Origin of the sequence: Mesorhizobium sp. CA6 (genome assembly GCF_020165035.1) — a bacterium.
In the GTDB taxonomy this organism is placed as follows: Bacteria; Pseudomonadota; Alphaproteobacteria; order Rhizobiales; family Rhizobiaceae; genus Mesorhizobium.
The window spans coordinates 1-17470 of the sequence record NZ_JAIUHI010000015.1; the positions used below are offsets into that span (position 1 = coordinate 1).

General features: G+C 65.8%; 18 protein-coding genes. 13 read left to right on the forward strand and 5 right to left on the reverse strand.

The annotated features are described in order from the left end of the window. Positions 1-129: 129 nt before the first annotated feature. The 3 genes from LB526_RS21730 to hrcA all read right to left on the reverse strand — a co-directional run bounded on the left by LB526_RS21730 (position 130) and on the right by hrcA (position 2944). Positions 130-1470, reverse strand: a complete 1341-nt coding sequence (locus tag LB526_RS21730; protein ID WP_224629776.1) for a PQQ-dependent sugar dehydrogenase — start codon at positions 1468-1470, stop codon at positions 130-132. A 121-nt stretch (positions 1471-1591) separates the two neighbouring features. After that, complete coding sequence (locus LB526_RS21735; protein ID WP_095767926.1) at positions 1592-1789, reverse strand: hypothetical protein; 198 nt, start codon at positions 1787-1789, stop codon at positions 1592-1594. Positions 1790-1861: 72 nt separating this feature from the next. Continuing rightward, positions 1862-2944 carry a heat-inducible transcriptional repressor HrcA gene (hrcA, locus tag LB526_RS21740; RefSeq protein WP_095767927.1) on the reverse strand — a complete coding sequence of 361 codons (1083 nt, stop codon included), beginning with the start codon at positions 2942-2944 and terminating at the stop codon, positions 1862-1864. A gap of 219 nt (positions 2945-3163) precedes the next feature. On the opposite strand from hrcA, the gene rph reads away from it, so the two are divergent. The 4 genes from rph (at position 3164) to hemW (ending at position 6321) form a co-directional block, all read left to right on the forward strand. Then, on the forward strand, positions 3164-3880 hold the full coding sequence (rph, locus tag LB526_RS21745; RefSeq protein WP_027169620.1) for a ribonuclease PH: 717 nt from the start codon (positions 3164-3166) through the stop codon (positions 3878-3880). Positions 3881-4064: 184 nt separating this feature from the next. Further along, positions 4065-4475 carry a VOC family protein gene (locus LB526_RS21750; protein WP_224629778.1) on the forward strand — a complete coding sequence of 137 codons (411 nt, stop codon included), beginning with the start codon at positions 4065-4067 and terminating at the stop codon, positions 4473-4475. Further along, positions 4475-5152, forward strand: a complete 678-nt coding sequence (rdgB, locus tag LB526_RS21755) for an RdgB/HAM1 family non-canonical purine NTP pyrophosphatase (protein WP_224629789.1) — start codon at positions 4475-4477, stop codon at positions 5150-5152. Before LB526_RS21750 ends, rdgB begins: the two co-directional genes overlap by 1 nt. Continuing rightward, the gene (gene hemW, locus LB526_RS21760) at positions 5149-6321 is read left to right on the forward strand and encodes a radical SAM family heme chaperone HemW (protein ID WP_224607246.1); all 1173 of its coding nucleotides are present in this window, start codon (positions 5149-5151) and stop codon (positions 6319-6321) included. Before rdgB ends, hemW begins: the two co-directional genes overlap by 4 nt. 199 nt (positions 6322-6520) lie before the next feature. On the opposite strand, the gene LB526_RS21765 is transcribed toward hemW, so the two are convergent. Then, a complete protein-coding gene (locus LB526_RS21765) occupies positions 6521-6709 on the reverse strand; it encodes a hypothetical protein (protein ID WP_095767932.1) in 189 nt (62 codons plus the stop codon). Between the two features lie 215 nt (positions 6710-6924). Between LB526_RS21765 and rsmI the strand changes: the two genes are divergently transcribed. Together rsmI and LB526_RS21775 are read left to right on the forward strand one after the other, a co-directional pair. Continuing rightward, positions 6925-7815 (forward strand): 16S rRNA (cytidine(1402)-2'-O)-methyltransferase, encoded by an 891-nt coding sequence (gene rsmI / locus LB526_RS21770; protein WP_224629791.1) that lies wholly within the window; start codon positions 6925-6927, stop codon positions 7813-7815. A 60-nt stretch (positions 7816-7875) separates the two neighbouring features. Further along, a complete protein-coding gene (locus tag LB526_RS21775) occupies positions 7876-8253 on the forward strand; it encodes a YraN family protein (RefSeq protein ID WP_095767933.1) in 378 nt (125 codons plus the stop codon). Positions 8254-8486: 233 nt separating this feature from the next. Here the strand turns inward: LB526_RS21775 and LB526_RS21780 are convergent, their stop codons facing one another. Continuing rightward, a complete protein-coding gene (locus LB526_RS21780; protein WP_224629793.1) occupies positions 8487-9293 on the reverse strand; it encodes an undecaprenyl-diphosphate phosphatase in 807 nt (268 codons plus the stop codon). 161 nt (positions 9294-9454) lie between these two features. Here LB526_RS21780 and LB526_RS21785 point away from each other — a divergent pair, with 161 nt between their 5' ends. From LB526_RS21785 to dapB, 7 genes are all read left to right on the forward strand, one after another. Continuing rightward, positions 9455-10147 (forward strand): glutathione S-transferase family protein, encoded by a 693-nt coding sequence (locus tag LB526_RS21785; protein ID WP_040986376.1) that lies wholly within the window; start codon positions 9455-9457, stop codon positions 10145-10147. After that, complete coding sequence (gene queG, locus LB526_RS21790; protein WP_224629794.1) at positions 10128-11279, forward strand: tRNA epoxyqueuosine(34) reductase QueG; 1152 nt, start codon at positions 10128-10130, stop codon at positions 11277-11279. Before LB526_RS21785 ends, queG begins: the two co-directional genes overlap by 20 nt. 13 nt (positions 11280-11292) lie before the next feature. Then, on the forward strand, positions 11293-12195 hold the full coding sequence (locus tag LB526_RS21795; protein ID WP_224629795.1) for an SDR family oxidoreductase: 903 nt from the start codon (positions 11293-11295) through the stop codon (positions 12193-12195). A 131-nt stretch (positions 12196-12326) separates the two neighbouring features. Beyond that, positions 12327-13409, forward strand: a complete 1083-nt coding sequence (mepA, locus tag LB526_RS21800; protein WP_224629796.1) for a penicillin-insensitive murein endopeptidase — start codon at positions 12327-12329, stop codon at positions 13407-13409. 213 nt (positions 13410-13622) lie between these two features. Beyond that, positions 13623-14642: a glucokinase gene (locus tag LB526_RS21805; RefSeq protein WP_224611255.1), complete on the forward strand. Its 1020-nt coding sequence runs from the start codon at positions 13623-13625 to the stop codon at positions 14640-14642. Between the two features lie 119 nt (positions 14643-14761). Then, the gene (locus tag LB526_RS21810; RefSeq protein WP_224629797.1) at positions 14762-16627 is read left to right on the forward strand and encodes an ABC transporter ATP-binding protein; all 1866 of its coding nucleotides are present in this window, start codon (positions 14762-14764) and stop codon (positions 16625-16627) included. After that, positions 16624-17445 carry a 4-hydroxy-tetrahydrodipicolinate reductase gene (dapB, locus tag LB526_RS21815; protein ID WP_224629798.1) on the forward strand — a complete coding sequence of 274 codons (822 nt, stop codon included), beginning with the start codon at positions 16624-16626 and terminating at the stop codon, positions 17443-17445. Before LB526_RS21810 ends, dapB begins: the two co-directional genes overlap by 4 nt. Positions 17446-17470: the final 25 nt, after the last annotated feature.

Consider the following 17470-nt stretch of genomic DNA (forward strand, 5'->3'; position numbering starts at 1 on the left):
AAGGACGACCAGGATTCATTCGGTCTCCTTCCCACTTCAACCATACACCAGAACCAACACACAGGATTCCAGGGTCTCCGCGACGCCGCTTCGCGGCTGCTCCGCCCTGGAATGACGAGGTTGGGGGAGCTACCCACCATACGCAACACGCCAGATCGTGCCGTTGCCGTCCTCGGTGAGGATCAGCGTGCCGTCCCTGGCCACGGCGACGCCGACCGGCCGGCCCCAGACCGCGTCGTCGGATATGACGAAGCCGGTGGCGAAGTCCTCGTATTCGCCGGTCGGCTTGCCGTCCTTGAATCTCAGCCGCACCACCTTGTAGCCGGTGCGGACATTGCGGTTCCACGAGCCGTGCAGCGTGACGAAGGCGTCGCCCTTAAAATCGGCCGGGAAGTTGGCGCCATCATAGAAGGCGATGTTGAGTGGCGCCGAATGCGCCTGCATCAGCACGTCCGGAACCGTGACCTTGCCGGCGAGATCGGGGCGGGCGCCCTCGTGGCGCGGGTCCTCATTGTCGCCGATATAATACCAGGGCCAGCCATAGAAGGCGCCGTCCTTCACCGCGGTGGCATATTCGAAGGGGGTGTTGTCGCCGAGCTCGTCGCGCTCGTTGACGACGCACCAGAGCGCGCCCGTCGCCGGCTGCATGGTCATGCCGGAACAGTTGCGCAGGCCGGTGGCGACGGTTCTGCGGTTGTTGCCGTCGGGGTCGAAGGCCAGCACGTCGGCGCGGCCCTGTTCCGGACCCCAGGCCTCGCCCAGCGGCTGCGATTTCGTCCACGCCTCGACGCCGCCCTTCGGCTTCGCGCCCATGTCCTCGGCGATGTTGGAGCCGGAACCGACCGACAGATAGAGCGTCTTGCCGTCGGGCGAGAAGGCGATGTCGCGCGTCCAGTGGTGGCTGGCGGGGACTTTGGCGACGATGGTTTCCGGCTTGCCCGACGCTTCCAGGTCGCCGTCGCGGTAGGGAAAGCGGACGACGCTGTTGCTGTTGGCGACATAGACCCATTGCGGCTTGTCGCCCGGCGGGTAGAAGGCGATGCCGTAGGGCCGGGTCAGGCCCTTGGCGAAGATCGACTCCTGTGCAGGCTTGGCGCTGCCTTCTGCGAGGCGATAGACGCGCACCTGGCTCGCCCGGCTGTCGGCAACGAAGAGGTCGCCGTTCGGCGCCACCCGCACGACGCGGGGACTGTCGACGCCCGATGCGATCAGCTCGGCGGAAAAGCCGGGCGGAAGCTTTGGCTTGGCATCCTCGGGACGATCGGTGACGCCGCCGCCGTTGGAGGCGGACTCCGTCATATAGGGTTTCGGCAAATCCTCAGGTTTCAGCAGCCGGCGCACGCCCGGACGGTCGGCTTTCCAGTCGCCGAAAGCTTTTTCGCCGCTGAGCAAGGGCTGACCGGCCTGCTGCGCAAAGGCAGCCGTGGCAAAAACCAGTGCGAGGCCCGCAAGGCCGGCGATCCGCATCATGCTGTCCTCCGTCTCTGCCACTATGTCCCGCCTTCGGGTGCCTCAGTCGATAAGGCCCCGGAGACAGAACATATTGGGCTAACGATCGAAAAGAGAAGCTCGCGCACGTGACTTGCCGGCCTCAGGCCTCTTCGGCATCCAGATCGTCGTCGAGGCGCTTTTCCAATTCGACGAGATCAGCCGGCAGGGGCAGGCCCATGGCACGCATCTCCCTCAATTTCTCGCGCAGCTGCTCCTGGATCTCGTGCTCGTCCTCGGGCTGGTTCACCATTTCCTCGAGCAGCAGGCTGATCTGGGCCTTGAGCGATTCCAGCGCCATGTTCTTCTCCTTTGCACCCTCAGCTGTGTCGAGGTTCAGGTCAGGCCCGGCCTCACCTGAATATCGATACACCTAACGAAGCATGCGCGAAATCAGCTGTGCCGTATAGTCGACCATCGGCACGATGCGGGCGTAGTTCAGCCGGGTCGGCCCGATGACGCCAAGCGCGCCGACGACGCGGGCGTCCTTGTCGCGATAGGGGGCGACGACCAGCGAGGAGCCGGACAGCGAAAACAGCTTGTTCTCCGAGCCGATGAAGATGCGCACGCCCGGCCCCTCTTCGGCGAGATCGAGCAGCTGCAGCAGTCCGTCCTGGGTTTCCAAATCCTCGAACAGATGGCGAAGCAATTCTATGTCCGCCTGAGCGGTGACGTTTTCCAGGAGGTTGGCGCGGCCGCGCACGATAAGGCGCGCCGGCAGGCCGCTTTCGGCGCCGGCCCAGACCGCGAGGCCTTTCTCGACCAGATCCTGCGACAGCGTGTCGAGGGCCGCCCTGGTCTCGTCCTTGATGCGGGCGATTTCCGCCCGCGCCTCGGCCAGCGTCCGGCCACGGATATGCGCATTGAGGAAATTGGACGCCTCGTGCAGCTGCGACACGGTGGTGCCGGCCGGCAGGTCGACGACGCGGTTCTCGACATCGCCGTTCTGCGACACCAGCACTGCCAACGCCTTTGCGGGCTCGAGCTGGATGAATTCGATGTGCTTCAGCGCCACCTCGTGCTTGGAGGCGAGCACGAGGCCGGCGCCGCGCGACATGCCCGACAGCATCTGGCTGGCCTCGGTCAGCATATGCTCCAGCGTCGCGCCCGAGCCGGAGGCGCGCACCTGCGCCTCGATGGTGCGGCGCTCGTCGTCGGAAAGGTCGCCCAGCTCCATGAAGGCGTCGACGAAAAAGCGCAGGCCGGTCTGGGTCGGCAGCCGCCCGGCGGAAACATGCGGCGCGTAGATCAGCCCCAGATGCTCGAGGTCGCTCATCACGTTGCGGATGGTGGCGGGCGACAGCGAAGAGGGCAGGATGCGCGACAGGCTGCGCGAGCCGACCGGCTCGCCGTCGCGCAGATAGGAATCGACAATCCGCCGGAAGATATCGCGCGAGCGCATGTCGAGTGACTGAAGTACCGGCGACTGCGACGTCGGATCGACTGGTTTGTTCATTCCGGCGAGAAACCTCCTTCCGAAAGATATAGACTTAAGCTACGGCGGCGCAACCCGGTGCCGCGCTCGCGGTCACCTAGCGCCGCGTTTGCGGTCACCGGTGGCGCGTTTGCGGTCACGCGGCCCGTTTTCCTGCGCGGCGTCCTTTTCCTTTGCGCCATGCTGCGCATACGTCTACAAGCCGGCCACGATTCCGGAAACGACAAGAAAGAAGGCCGAATGCGCCCCTCCAAACGCCAAGCCGACGAAATGCGCGCCATCTCCTTCGAACGCGGCGTCTCCAAGCACGCCGAAGGCTCGTGCCTGGTGAAGTTCGGCGACACGCATGTGCTGTGCACGGCGAGCCTGGAGGAAAAGGTGCCGGCCTGGATGCGCAATTCCGGCAAGGGCTGGGTGACGGCCGAATACGGCATGCTGCCGCGCTCGACCGGCGAGCGCATGCGGCGCGAAGCCTCCGCCGGCAAGCAGGGCGGCCGCACGCTGGAGATCCAGCGGCTGATCGGCCGCTCGCTGCGTGCCGTCGTCGACCTGCAGGCGCTGGGCGAGCAGCAGATCACCGTCGACTGCGACGTCATCCAGGCCGATGGCGGCACTCGCACGGCCTCGATCACCGGCGGCTGGGTGGCGCTCTACGATTGCCTGCGCTGGATGGAAGCGCGCCAGATGGTGAGCGTCGCCAAGGTGCTGAAGGACCATGTCGCGGCGATTTCCTGCGGCATTCATGACGGCCAGCCGGTCATCGATCTCGACTACCTCGAGGATTCATCGGCCGGCACCGACGCCAATTTCGTCATGACCGGCAAGGGCGGCATCGTCGAGATCCAGGGCACTGCCGAGGGCGAGCCTTTCTCCGAGGAGCAGTTCGCGGCGCTGATGGGCTTGGCGAAGAAGGGTATTTCGCGTTTGGTGAGCCTGCAGCAGATGGCGGTGGCGTAGGTTTCCGAATGCCGAGCCTAGGCCCCCCTCTCTGGCCTGCCGGCCATCTCCCCCTCAAGGGGGGAGATTGGGTGTCACGACGGCTTTCGCCAATCGCCAGCGTTGCAAGAATGGCGCCTTCGCCGAAGCTGCCAATCTCCCCCCTTGAGGGGGAGATGCCCGGCAGGGCAGAGAGGGGGGCCTCGTGATACCCTCTGCAATCCTCGAATCCGCCCTCTACGTCACAGACCTACACGCCGCCGAAACCTTCTACCGCGACATCATTGGCCTCGAAGCCTTGGGTAAGGTCGAGGGCCGCCACGTCTTCTTCCGCTGCGGCAACGGCGTATTGCTTCTCTTCAATGCCGAGGCAACGAAGATCCCGCCGGCGCCGGACGCTCGGCTGAAGGTGCCGCCGCACGGCACGGCCGGCGAAGGGCACCTCTGCTTTGCGGCAACCGCCGATGAAATCGCCGCATGGCGCAAACATCTGTCCGCCAACAACATCGCCATCGAAAGCGATTTCGAATGGCCGCAGGGCGGGCACTCGATCTATATCCGCGACCCGTCCGGCAATTCGATCGAGTTCGCCGAGCCAAGGATCTGGGGTTTCTGATGCACTCGCTCAACGGAAAGAAGATCGTCGTCGCCAGCCACAATGAAGGCAAGCTGCGCGAATTCGCCGACCTGATGGCGCCGTTCGGATTCGAGGCGAAATCGGCCAAGGAATACGGCCTGCCCGAACCCGACGAGACCGGCACCACCTTCGAGGAGAACGCCTATATCAAGGCATATGCCGCCGCCAAGGCGACCGGCCTGCCGGCGCTGTCGGACGATTCCGGGCTCTGCGTCGACGCGCTCGACGGCGCGCCCGGTGTCTATACCGCCAGCTGGGCCGAGACGCCGGACGGCAGCAGGGATTTCGGCATGGCCATGCAGCGCACCGAGGTGGCGCTGCAGGAGGTTGGCGCTACGGAGCCCGCGCAGCGCACCGGCCGCTTCGTCGCCGTCATCTGCCTGGCCTTTCCCGACGGCGAGGCCGAATATTATCGCGGCGAGGCCGAAGGCACGCTGGTGTGGCCGCCGCGCGGCACGCTCGGCTTCGGCTACGATCCGGTGTTCCTGCCCAACGGTTTCGACACGACTTTTGGCGAGATGAGCGCGCAAGAAAAGCATGGCTGGAGGCCCGGCCAGGCGACGGCGCTTTCGCACCGCGCCCGCGCCTTTCAGAAATTCGCCGAAGTGCGATTGAATTTGGCCAGATTGGATTTGGCGCGATCAGGACCCGCATGAGCGCAGTGCCCCTACCGCTCGACCGCAGCCCCGGCTTCGGCGTTTATATCCACTGGCCGTTCTGCGCAGCCAAGTGCCCTTACTGCGACTTCAACAGCCATGTCCGCCACCAGCCGGTCGACCAGGAGCGTTTTGCCCGCGCCTTCGAGACGGAGCTCAAGACCATGCGCGACCGCACCGGGCCGCGCGAGGTGACCAGCATCTTTCTCGGCGGCGGCACGCCGTCGCTGATGAAGCCGGAAACGGTGGCCGCCGTCCTGGAGGCCGTGGCGAGGAACTGGACGGTGCCGGCCGGCATCGAGGTGACGCTGGAAGCCAACCCGTCCTCGGTCGAAGCCGAGCGTTTCCGCGGCTACCGCGCCGCCGGCGTCAACCGCGTCTCGCTCGGCGTGCAGGCGCTGAACGACAAGGATCTGCGCTTCCTCGGCCGGCTGCACAATGTCGAGGAGGCGCTGCACGCCATTGGCCTCGCGCGCGAAATCTTCCCGCGGCTGTCCTTCGACCTGATCTACGCGCGGCCAGGCCAGACGCCGGAGGCGTGGGGGGCGGAGCTGGAACAGGCGATCGGCTATGCTGTCGACCATCTTTCGCTCTATCAGCTGACCATCGAGGAAGGCACGCCCTTCCACGCGCTTTACGCGGCACGCAAATTCACGCTGCCCGACAATGATCATGCTGCCGACCTCTACGCGCTGACGCAGGAGGCAACGGCGGCGCAAGGCCTGCCGGCCTATGAGATTTCCAACCACGCGCGGCCGGGAGCCGAGAGCCGGCACAACCTCACCTATTGGCGCTATGGCGAATATGTCGGCGTCGGCCCCGGCGCGCATGGTCGCTTCGTCGAGAACGGCCGCCGCACGGTGACCATCGCGGAAAGAATGCCGGAAACCTGGGCCAATCTGGTCGAGGCCAAAGGCCACGGCGTCACCGGCGGCGAGATCCTGACGCGTTCCGAGGAGGCGGACGAGTTCCTGCTGATGGGACTGCGGCTGGCCGAAGGCATCGACCTGCAGCGCTACGAGGCGCTCTCGGGTCGCGGCCTTTCAAGCGCGCGGCTTTCGGTGCTGCAGGAAGAAGGCCTGGTGGCGCCTGTCGGCAACGCCCGCCTGCGCGCCACGACCGCCGGCATGATCGTGCTCGATGCGGTGGTGGCGGATTTGGCGCGGTAATCGAGCATCTTCGTCATTCTCGGGCTTGACCCGAGAATCCATGCCGTGACCTCGCGCGAAGGGCGCGGCGGTGCAGAATTCTGCACCGTGGGTGGCGCTTCGGTGTAACGGCATGGATTCCAGGGTCTTCGCGCGTCGCTTCGCTCCTTGCTCCGCCCTGGAATGACGAGGCGCGAGGTCGCAAAGGTTGCCAGTTAGTTCAAGCGTCGTGCTTCTGGCGGTGCTTGCCGCGGTGCTTCTCGCCATGCGCCTCGCCGTGACGGACAGGCTTCTGGTCGGCCTTGTCGCGGCGCGCGCCGGACTCGGCGGCGATGGGGTGTGGAGGGATGCCCTCGCGGGCGGTCTTGCTTTCAAGTCGGCTGATAAAAATATCGAAGCGATTGGGCATCGTTCGGTCCTGCCTCCTCCCGGGGAATCAGGGGTTAAATTCGCCGATGTGGGTTTCGTTCCGCACTGTGGCAAAGGCAAGGCGATTTCGTTGCCTCGACCTCACGTTTTGCAACGGGGCGTCAGCCATGCGAAACAGCCTTGGTTCTTACGCAATTCCGGACGGAAAACCGCGACGCACTTTTCCTGGGAATTGCTCGGAATGAGGGGCATTCGGTGACCGGCGACAAACGCAGCTATCTGATCGGACAAAGCGAGATTGCGGCGCGGCCGCTTCAGCCGGCGCTTTATCTGGTGGCGACGCCGATCGGCAATCTGGCCGACATCACGCTGCGCGCGCTGGAGACTCTGGCCGCAGCGGACATCGTCGCCTGCGAGGACACGCGCGTCTCGCGGGTGCTGCTCGAACGCTACGGCATCCGCCGCCGCACCACCGCCTATCACGAGCACAATGCGGGCGAGGCCGGGCCGAAGCTGATCGAGGCGCTGACCGCCGGACAGAGCGTCGCGCTGATTTCCGACGCCGGCACGCCTTTGGTCTCCGATCCCGGCTACCGGCTGGTCGGCGAGGCGCTGGATCACGGCATCCGCGTCGTGCCCATCCCTGGACCTTCGGCTCCGCTTGCGGCGCTGACCGCTTCCGGCCTTCCTTCCGATGCTTTCCTGTTCGCCGGATTTCTGCCGGTGAAGACCGGGCAGCGGCTGACCAAGCTGGAGACGTTCAAGCAGGTGCCGGCGACGCTGATTTTCTTCGAATCGCCGCGCCGTCTGGCAGAGACGCTCGGCTCGATGGTCGAGGCGCTGGGCGGTGCGCGGAAAGCCGCCATCGGGCGCGAGCTGACCAAGGCCTTCGAGGAGATGCGCACCGGAACGCTTGCCGAGCTGGCCGACCATTACGGGGCGGCCGACACGCCGAAGGGCGAGGTCGTTATCTGTGTCGGTCCGCCCGAAGCGGCGGAGGACCAGCCGGCCGACATCGACCGCCTCCTGCTCTCGCTTGCGGCCGAAATGCCGGCATCGAAGGCGGCGGCGGAAGCCGCGAAGATGACCGGCGGCCAGAAGCAGGCGCTTTACCGCCGGCTGATCGAGCTCAAGGACAGGCCATGATCCCGAAAAGTGGAGGCCGGTTTTCGGACAGGATCATGGTCAAACAGAATGGAGCCGGGGATGGCTGAACGCACGGTCGGCCATCGCCGAAAAGCGTATCGGCGCGGCCACCGCGGCGAGTGGCTGGCGGCGCTGGCGCTGATGCTGAAAGGCTATCGCATCCTTGCCCGCCGCCACCGCACCAGGCTCGGCGAGATCGACCTCATCGCCCGGCGCGGCGACCTCGTGCTGTTCGTCGAGGTCAAGGCGCGGCGGACATTGATCGAGGCGATGGAAGCAATCGGCCGCGAATCGGAGCGCCGCATCGAGGGTGCCGCGGATTTGTGGCTGTCGCGCCAGCCGGATTACGGCCGGCTGTCGATGCGCTTCGACATGGTGGCGGTGCTGCCCTGGCGCTGGCCGGTGCATGTCGAGAACGCGTTTTACGGGAAGAGTTGAGGGTCTGCCCAACGGCGATGGGCTGGCGGGACAGCGCCCCCCTCTGGCCTGCCGGCCATCTCCCCCACGAGGGGGAGATCAGATGTCGCTCTCGCTTTCGCCAGACGCCAACGTTTCAAGAGGTGGTGCCGCTGGCGGAACTGCTAATCTTCCCCCTCGTGGGGGAGATGCCCGGCAGGGCAGAGGGGGGCGCGAAGGAACTCGACGAAGCAGTATAAGAGAGCGACCTCAGTTCACCCCCAGACCATCAGCGCCGCCAACCCGAGTCCTCCAACCACCAGCCGCCACCAGCCGAACAGCGAATAACCGTTGCGCGAGACGTAATCGAGCAGGAAACGCACCACGATGAGCGCGGTGACGAAGGCGGCGATGAAGCCGACGGCGATGATCGGCAAATCGGCCGAGGTCAGCACGTTGCGGTTCTTGAAAAGATCGAAGGCGAAGGCGCCGACCATGGTCGGCATGGCGAGGAAGAAGGAGAATTCGGCCGCCGCGCGCTTGTCGACGCCCATCAGCAGCGCGCCGACGATGGTCGAGCCGGAGCGCGAGGTGCCGGGGATCAGCGACAGGCACTGGAACAGGCCGATCTTGAGATAAACGCTCAACGGGAAGTCCTCGACATCGTGGTGGACCGGCTTGAGGTTGATGCGGTCGACGATGAGCAGCACCACGCCGCCGATGATCAGCATGATGCAGATCAGCCGGGGCGATTCGAACAATATGGTCTTGATGAAATCATGCGCCAGCGCACCGATTACGGCAGCCGGCAGGAAGGCGATCAGGATGCCGATGACGAAATGCCGGGTCTGCGGATCGCTGGGCAGCTTGATCAGCATCTGCCACAGCTTGCTGAAATAGACGCTGAGGATCGCCAGGATCGCGCCGAGCTGGATCAGGATCTCGAAGGCCTTGCCGGTGGAATGGAAGCCGAGGAAATGGCCGGCAAGCAGGATGTGGCCGGTCGAGGACACCGGGATGAACTCGGTCAGGCCCTCCAGCAGCCCAAGCAGCAGCGCTTCGACGATGGTCTGGCTTTCCATGGCAACCTCTGCTTTTGAATGACGGCTAAGGGAAGGGCTTGCTTGTCATGGGGCGGAAGTCCCCCTATAGGTCGCAACACCATGACAGTCCCTGGAATCGGGCGGCCAAGACTTATCGGCGCTGACACCGATTCGCCAGTGCGCCTTTTCATCGCGGAACCATGCTGACGCTTTTCCATCATCCCATGTTTGCCACCTGCCGCTTCGTGCGCCTCGCTTTCGGCGAGTATGGCGAGGAGTTGGCGCTGATCGAGGAAAAGCCGTGGACGCGGCGCAAGGAGTTCCTGGCGCTGAACCCGGCCGGCACGCTGCCGATCCTGCTCGCCGAAGGCGACGTGCCGATCGTCGGCGCCATGGTGATTGCCGAATATCTCGACGAGACGCGCGGTGTGCTCAAGCGCGACAAGCGGCTGTTCGCCGAAGATCCGATGCAGCGCGCCGAAATCCGCCGGCTGACCGACTGGTATCTGGCGAAGGCTGAAAGCGAAGTGACGCGGCATCTGGTGCGGGAGCGCGTGCTGAAGCCGGTCATGCCGGAAACCGCCGGCGGCGGCTCGCCGGACTCGGCCGCCATCCGCGCCGCGCGCGCCAACATCCGCCAACACATGAAATACACCAATTGGCTGGCCGGCACGCGCCATTGGCTGGCCGGCAACAAGGTGACCTATGCCGATCTCGCGGCGGCGGCGACGCTTTCGGTGCTCGATTATCTCGGCGAGATCGACTGGCGCGAACATGGCGCCGCGCGCGAATGGTACACGCGGGTGAAATCGCGGCCGTCGTTCCGGCCGCTGCTTTCAGACCGGGTGCGCGGCCTGTCGCCGGTATCGCACTATGCGGACCTCGACTTCTGAAACCTTACGCGCGCTGATCGAGGCGGAGGCGCGCCGCGCCGGCTTCGAGGCTGTCGCGGTGACCCGGCCGGACGCGATCCCGCTGGCGCCGGCAAGGCTCGCCGAATTCGTATCCGACGGTTTCCACGGCTCGATGGAGTGGATCGCCGAGACTGTTCAGCGCCGCTCCGAACCCTCGGCGCTGTGGCCGGAGGTGCGCTCGATCATCGTTCTCGCCATGAATTACGGCCCGGACAGCGACCCGCGCGATGTCCTCGAAAAGCGCGACCGCGGCGCGATCTCGGTCTATGCGCAGAACCGCGACTATCACGACGTGATGAAGGGGCGGCTGAAGGAGATCGCCGGCAAGATCGTGGCGAAGGCAGGCGGCGATGTGAAGGTGTTTGTCGATACAGCACCAGTGATGGAAAAGCCGCTGGCGGAAGCGGCCGGCCTCGGCTGGCAGGGCAAGCACACCAACCTGGTCAGCCGCGCGCATGGCTCGTGGCTGTTCCTCGGCACGATCTTCACCACGGCCGAGCTGGAGCCGGACCAGCCCGAAATCGACCATTGCGGCTCCTGCCGAGCCTGCCTGGACGTCTGCCCGACCGGCGCATTCCCCGCGCCCTACCGGCTCGATGCGCGGCGCTGCATTTCCTACCTGACCATCGAGAACAAGGGGCCGATCCCGCGCGAGTTCCGCGACAAGATCGGCAACCGCATCTATGGCTGCGACGATTGCCTGGCCGCCTGTCCGTGGAACAAGTTCGCCAGCGCGGCGTCCGAGGCAAAGCTGGCCGCGCGCGCCGATCTTCGCGAGCCGCCGCTTTCGGAGTTGCTCGCGCTCGACGATGCCGGGTTTCGCTCATTCTTCTCGGGCTCGCCGATCAAGCGCATCGGCCGCGACCGCTTTGTCCGCAACGTGCTGATTGCCGCCGGCAATTCGGACGACGCCTCGCTAACGCCCATTGTGCATCACCTGCTCGACGACGCCTCGCCGCTGGTGCGGGGTGCGGCAATCTGGGCCCTGTCGCGACTGCTCTCCGACCGCGAATTTGGCGATCTTGCCGCCACCGCTGCGAAAGCCGAGACGGATGCGACGGTCCGGGAGGAATGGCTGGCCGCGCCGGCAAATCCGGCGAAGGCCGATTGAAGGGGGTCCATCGATGGGCGAAAGACGGTTCCTCATCTTCGGCGCTGGCTATTCCGGCAAGGCTTTCGCGCGGGCCAATGACCGGCGCGCTCCGGTCTGCGGCACGACGCGGGCGCAGGAAAAGTTCGAGGTGCTGCGATCGACCGGGATCGAGCCGCTACAATTCGATGGCGCGCTCTCGCCCGAGGTCAGCGATGCGCTCGCAATGACCACGCATCTCATCGTCTCGATCGCTCCCGACGAGGCCGGCGACCCGGTGCTCAACGCCGCCAGCGAGACGGTCCGGGCAAAGATGCCGGCGCTGGAATGGATCGGCTATCTCTCGACCGTCGGCGTCTATGGCGACCATGGCGGCGCCTGGGTGGACGAGACCTGCGACTGCCGGCCGGTGTCGAAGCGCTCGATGATGCGGGTGGCGGCCGAACAGGAATGGCTGAAGCTTGGCCGGGCGATCGGCAAGCCGGTGGCGATCCTGCGGCTTTCCGGGATCTACGGGCCGGGCCGCAACGCGCTGGCCAACCTCGAGGACGGCACCGCAAGGCGGCTGGTCAAGCCGGGACAGGTGTTCAACCGCATTCACTGCGACGACATCGCCGGGGCGCTCTGGCTTCTGGCGGAAAACAATCTCGGCGGCATCTTCAACGTCACCGACGACGAGCCGGCGCCGCCGCAGGACGTCGTGGCTTACGCCGCCGGGCTGATGGGGGTCGAGCCGCCGCCCGAAATTCCCTTTGAGACCGCCCAACTTTCGCCCATGGCGCGGTCTTTCTATGGCGAGAACAAGCGCGTCGCGAATCAGGCGATCAAGGCGGCCGGCTACCGCTTCCGGTTTCCCAACTACCGGGTGGCGCTGGAGCGGATGTGGGCCGAGGGCAACTGGCGGGACGGAGCGCCGCGCAGCCCGATGCGAGGATGATGCCGAAAGGGTGAATGACGATCATCTTCTGCTGCTTTGATCGCTGTGGGACGCGCGGCGTGGTATGATTCGTTCCTGATCAGTTCGCTTGACGCGCGGCAAAGGGATAGACTGGAGAGGGACCCAGCCTGATGAATTTGCGATCGCTGCCTGACCGCAAGCCGTTCCTGGCCGCCGCGCTGGCGCTGGTGGCGCTCGCCGCGCTGGCGGCTGTCGCTATTTCGGCCGAACCTCGTGCCAAGGAGTTGTTCGGCGCCCGAAAACTACCGGCCGTGGCGCCCGCGCAATCCTTCGGTTTCTATTCGAAAGGCTGCTTCACCGGTGGCGTTGCGCTGCCGATGGACGGCCCGACCTGGGAAGTGATGCGCCCGTCGCGCAACCGGCGCTGGGGTCATCCGGCAATGATCGCGCTGATCGAGAAGCTCGCTCGCGATGCCCAGGCGGATGGCTGGCCGGGGCTTCTGGTCGGCGATGTCTCGCAGCCGCGCGGCGGACCGATGATGACCGGCCATGCCTCGCACCAGATCGGGCTCGACGCCGATATCTGGCTGACGCCGATGCCGAAGCGGCCGCTGACCATCGCGCAGCGCGAGACCATGAGCGCGACGCTGATGGTCGACGAAAAAACGCATCTGGTGAAGGACGCGCTGTGGACGCCGGCGCATACGCGGCTTTTGAAGCGCGCGGCGAGCTATCCTGAGGTCGAGCGCATCCTGGTCAATCCCGGCATCAAGAAGAAGCTCTGCGACACCGTCGCCGGCGACCGCTCCTGGCTGCGCAAGATCCGGCCGTTCTGGGGCCACGACTATCATTTCCATATGCGCATCGGCTGTCAGCCGGGCTCGCCCTTCTGCAAGGGGCAAGAGACGACGCCGGACGACGATGGCTGCGGCAAGCCGCTGGCCTGGTGGTTCACCGAGGAGCCGTGGCGGCCGAACAAGAATCCGGATGCGCCCAAGGCGCGCGACCTGATGACGATGGCCAACCTGCCCAAGCAATGCCAGGACGTGGTCAATGCCCCGGACGCGCCCTCGCTGGAGGCCGTGACCTATCATGGCGGCGGCGATGCCGCGGTGGCCGTGGCCGAACCGCAGCCGACCGAGCCGGCGGAAACGATCTCCAGCGGCAACGCCGCGATCCCGGCGGCGGCAAGCGCTTTCGCGCCGACGCCAAAGATCGGCATCCCGCTGCCAAGGCCAAGGCCCGGGAACTAGTGCGTTTCACCGTTTCACGAAGCGGCGAAACGCCCTATCTCTTCGCTTTGACGCAATTCCGGACGGAAAGCTACGGCGCGGGCGCCGAGCCTAACCGCTCTCACTTTTCCTGGAATTGTTCTAAGGCGCAAGCGGGCTTCCCCTTTGCGGGGTCATGCGCTAGTCAATCGATTGAAACGGCGCAGCGGCGCCGCAACGAGGACGATCAAAAGCATGGCAGGCGAAGACGAGAAGGGACTGCGGTTTCCGGTCCTGATCGGCGATATTGGCGGCACCAATGCGCGCTTCTCGATCGTGCTCGATGCCAATTCGGAAGCCACCGAGCCGCAGATCGTCCAGACGGCGAATTTCAAGACCATCGACGAGGCGATCCAGGCGGCGGTGCTCGACCGCTCGTCCATCCAGCCGAACTCGGCGGTGCTGGCGGTCGCCGGGCCGGTTGACGGTGACGAGATCCCGCTCACCAACTGCCCCTGGGTCGTGAGGCCCCGGCAGATGCTTGCCAATCTGGGTCTGGGCGAGGTCGTCGTGCTCAACGATTTCGAGGCGCAGGCGCTGGCCGTGGTGGCGCTCGGCGAAGAGCATATGGAAAAGATCGGCGGCGGCACGCCGGAACCCAATGCGAGCCGGGTTGTGCTCGGTCCCGGAACGGGACTCGGCGTCGCCGGGCTGATCTATGCGCTCGACCATTGGATACCGGTGCCGGGCGAGGGCGGGCATATGGACATCGGCCCGCGCACGCCGCGCGACTTCGAAGTGTTCCCGCATATCGACAAGCTCGAGGGCCGCATATCCGGCGAGCAGATCCTGTGCGGACGTGGGCTCGTCAACGTCTACCGCGCCGTGGCCAGCACGGACGGCAGGCCGACGCCCTTGACCACGCCGGCCGAGGTGACCGCGGCGGCGCTTTCGAAGTCCGATCCGGTGGCCGAGGAGGCGTTGGCGCTGTTCGTCACCTGTCTTGGCCGCACCGCGGGCGACCTGGCGCTGGTGTTCATGGGCCGCGGCGGCGTGTTCCTGACCGGCGGCATCGCGCAAAAGATCGTGCCGGCGCTCAAAGCGGGCAATTTCCGCGCCGCCTTCGAGGACAAGGCGCCGCACCGCGCGCTGATGCGCGAAATGCCGGTCTACGTCATCACCCATCCGCTGGCGGCGCTGCTCGGGCTTGCCGCCTATGCCAGGACGCCTTCGCTGTTTGGCGTGCGGACGGCGGGGCGGCACTGGCGGGCGTGATCGCTCCGGCGCTCGGGACGGCGCGACGAAGTTTCGCCATAGGCAAGCCGTAGCCGGGACGCTAAGAGGGTGCGAAAAAGGCGTCCTGACGTTTACGAGAACCCACGAAGCGCTTCGATTTGACACTTCAAAATCCAAACAAGGCAAAAAGCCGGCCCGCCGAGGTCACGGCGGTACTGCGCCGTATCGTCGCTGAAAACGGCTATGACCATCGCTGGTCCTATGTGGTCGTCATCGTCTGCTCGCTGCTGGTTTCGGGCGCGACCGCCTTCTCGGCCTGGGTCATGGCGCCGATGGTCAATCAAATCTTCTACGAACGGAGCAGCGGCGCCGTCTGGTGGATTTGCGCCGGCTTCATGGGCGCCTTCCTCGTGCGCGGCTTTGCCGGTTACGGCCAGGCGGTGATGTTAGCCACGATCGGCAACAATCTCGTCGCCCGGTACCAGAAACGCTGTTTCGACCAACTGATGAAGCTCGGCGTCAATTTCTTCAACGATACGCGTTCCGGGCGCCTGGCGGCGCAGCTGGACGAGAATGTCGGCGGCATTCGCGATCTCTTGTCGCTGACGCTGATTTCCATCACCCGCGACGCGGTGACGCTGATCGGCCTCGTCGGCCTGATGGTCTACCAGGATCCGGTGCTGTCGCTCAGCTCGCTGCTGATCGGACCGCCGCTGATCTGGGCGGTCGTCTACATCACCCGCCGGGTGCGCAAGATCAACCGCGAATCCGTGCTGATCAACTCGCGGCTGAGCGGCTCGGTGCAGGAGGCAGTTCAAGGCATCGCCATCGTCAAGGCCTTCACCATGGAGGACGAGCTGGCCCGCCGCATCGGCATCATGGCCGATACGGCCGAGCAGCGCAGCAACAAGATCGCCCGCGTCTCCGAGCGGCTGTCGCCGATTTCCGACATGCTGGCCGGTCTCGCCGTTACCGCCGTCATCGCCTATTCCGGCTATCGGGCATTATATCTCGGCCAACCGCCGGGCGCGGTGTTTTCCTTCATCACCGCGCTGATTCTTGCCTATGATCCGGCGCGGCGCCTGGCGCGCATGCAGGTCACGATGGAACGCGCGCTGGTCAATGCGCGCATGATCTACGAGCTGCTCGACCTCGAGCCGAAGCAGGGCGACGCGCCCGACGCGGTTGAGGCGAAGATCACCACCGGCGAGGTGCGCTTCAACAATGTGACGTTCGGCTACAGCGCCGACATGCCGGTGCTGCGAAACCTGAGCTTCACCGCCGCCGCCGGCAAGGTGACGGCGATCGTCGGCGCCTCGGGTGCCGGCAAGTCGACCATGGTGGCGCTGCTGCAGCGCTTCTACGACGTCGACCAGGGCTCGATCGAAGTCGACGGCCAGGACATCTCGAAGGTGACGAAGCGGTCGTTGCGCCAATCGATCGCCTATGTCTCGCAGGCGCCTTATCTGTTCGAAGGCACGATCCGCGACAACATCCGCTACGGCCGGCTGTCGGCCACCGACGCCGAGATCGAGCAGGCGGCGAAACAGGCGGCCGCCGACGATTTCATCCGCCAGCAGCCGCAAGGCTACGACACGCCGGTCGGCGAGAACGGCGCGACGCTGTCGGGCGGCCAGCGCCAGCGCGTCTCGATCGCGCGCGCCATCGTGCGCCAGGCGCCCATCCTTCTGCTCGACGAAGCGACCTCGGCGCTCGACAACGAGGCGGAAGCGCGCGTGCAGGAAGCGCTGACCCATGTCATGGAAGGCCGCACCACCATCGTGATCGCTCACCGGCTGTCGACCGTGGTCAATGCCGACCGCATCATCGTGCTGGAAGAGGGGCGGCTGGTCGAGGAAGGCACGCACGCGACGCTGATGGCCGACCCGCACAGCGTCTATGCCCGCTTCCACCGCATCCAGGGCAAGAAAGGGCTGGGGCTTGTCGACGACGTCAAGGCAAGCCAAACTTCGGCCCCGGCGCCGCGCAGCCGCGCCAAGAAGACCATCGGGAGAAGCGCATGAGTGAAGCCGGCGATATGGGCCTGGTGGTGGTGGGCGCCGCCGGCCGCATGGGCCAGACGCTGATCCGCGCCATCCACTCCATGCCCGGCGCGCGCGTCGCCGCCGCGATCGAGCGACCGGACTCGCCCCATCTCGGCAAGGATGCCGGCGAGCTTGCCGGCATCGGCACCGTCAACGTGCCGATCGTCGACGATCCGCTGCCGGCCTTCGCCAGGGCCGACGGCGTGCTCGATTTCACGGCCCCGGCCGCAAGCGTCGAATTCGCCGGCTATGCCGCGCAGGCGCGCATCGTCCACGTCATCGGCACCACCGGCTGCTCGGCCGACGACAATGCAAAGATTGCCGCCGCCGCGCGCCATGCGACGATCGTCAAATCCGGCAATATGAGCCTCGGCGTCAACCTTCTGGCGGTGCTCGTCGAGCAGGCCGCAAAGGCGCTCGACGCGGAGGATTTCGACATCGAGATCCTGGAGATGCACCACCGCCACAAGGTCGACGCGCCCTCCGGCACGGCGCTGCTGCTCGGCGAGGCGGCGGCGAAGGGCCGCGGCATCGATCTTGCCGACAACAGCGTGCGGGTGCGCGACGGCCATACCGGCGTGCGCAAGCCCGGCTCGATCGGCTTCGCAACGCTGCGCGGCGGCTCCGTCGTCGGCGACCACAGCGTGATCTTGGCCGGCACCGGCGAGCGCATCACGCTTTCCCACCATGCCGAGGACCGGGCGATCTTCGCGCGCGGCGCGGTGAAAGCCGCGCTTTGGGCCCGCGCGAAGAAGCCGGGGCTTTATTCCATGCGGGACGTGCTCGGCCTGAGCTGATCCCTATCCAAACCATTCCATAGGA

Coding starts and splice junctions, on each gene's coding strand:
- LB526_RS21730 (WP_224629776.1), bottom strand. CDS start 1,470: ATGATGCGGATCGCCGGCCTTGCGGGCCTCGCACTGGTTTTTGCCACG.
- LB526_RS21735 (WP_095767926.1), bottom strand. CDS start 1,789: ATGGCGCTGGAATCGCTCAAGGCCCAGATCAGCCTGCTGCTCGAGGAA.
- hrcA (WP_095767927.1), bottom strand. CDS start 2,944: ATGAACAAACCAGTCGATCCGACGTCGCAGTCGCCGGTACTTCAGTCA.
- rph (WP_027169620.1), top strand. CDS start 3,164: ATGCGCCCCTCCAAACGCCAAGCCGACGAAATGCGCGCCATCTCCTTC.
- rdgB (WP_224629789.1), top strand. CDS start 4,475: ATGCACTCGCTCAACGGAAAGAAGATCGTCGTCGCCAGCCACAATGAA.
- hemW (WP_224607246.1), top strand. CDS start 5,149: ATGAGCGCAGTGCCCCTACCGCTCGACCGCAGCCCCGGCTTCGGCGTT.
- LB526_RS21765 (WP_095767932.1), bottom strand. CDS start 6,709: ATGCCCAATCGCTTCGATATTTTTATCAGCCGACTTGAAAGCAAGACC.
- LB526_RS21775 (WP_095767933.1), top strand. CDS start 7,876: ATGGCTGAACGCACGGTCGGCCATCGCCGAAAAGCGTATCGGCGCGGC.
- LB526_RS21780 (WP_224629793.1), bottom strand. CDS start 9,293: ATGGAAAGCCAGACCATCGTCGAAGCGCTGCTGCTTGGGCTGCTGGAG.
- LB526_RS21785 (WP_040986376.1), top strand. CDS start 9,455: ATGCTGACGCTTTTCCATCATCCCATGTTTGCCACCTGCCGCTTCGTG.
- queG (WP_224629794.1), top strand. CDS start 10,128: ATGCGGACCTCGACTTCTGAAACCTTACGCGCGCTGATCGAGGCGGAG.
- LB526_RS21795 (WP_224629795.1), top strand. CDS start 11,293: ATGGGCGAAAGACGGTTCCTCATCTTCGGCGCTGGCTATTCCGGCAAG.
- mepA (WP_224629796.1), top strand. CDS start 12,327: ATGAATTTGCGATCGCTGCCTGACCGCAAGCCGTTCCTGGCCGCCGCG.
- LB526_RS21805 (WP_224611255.1), top strand. CDS start 13,623: ATGGCAGGCGAAGACGAGAAGGGACTGCGGTTTCCGGTCCTGATCGGC.
- dapB (WP_224629798.1), top strand. CDS start 16,624: ATGAGTGAAGCCGGCGATATGGGCCTGGTGGTGGTGGGCGCCGCCGGC.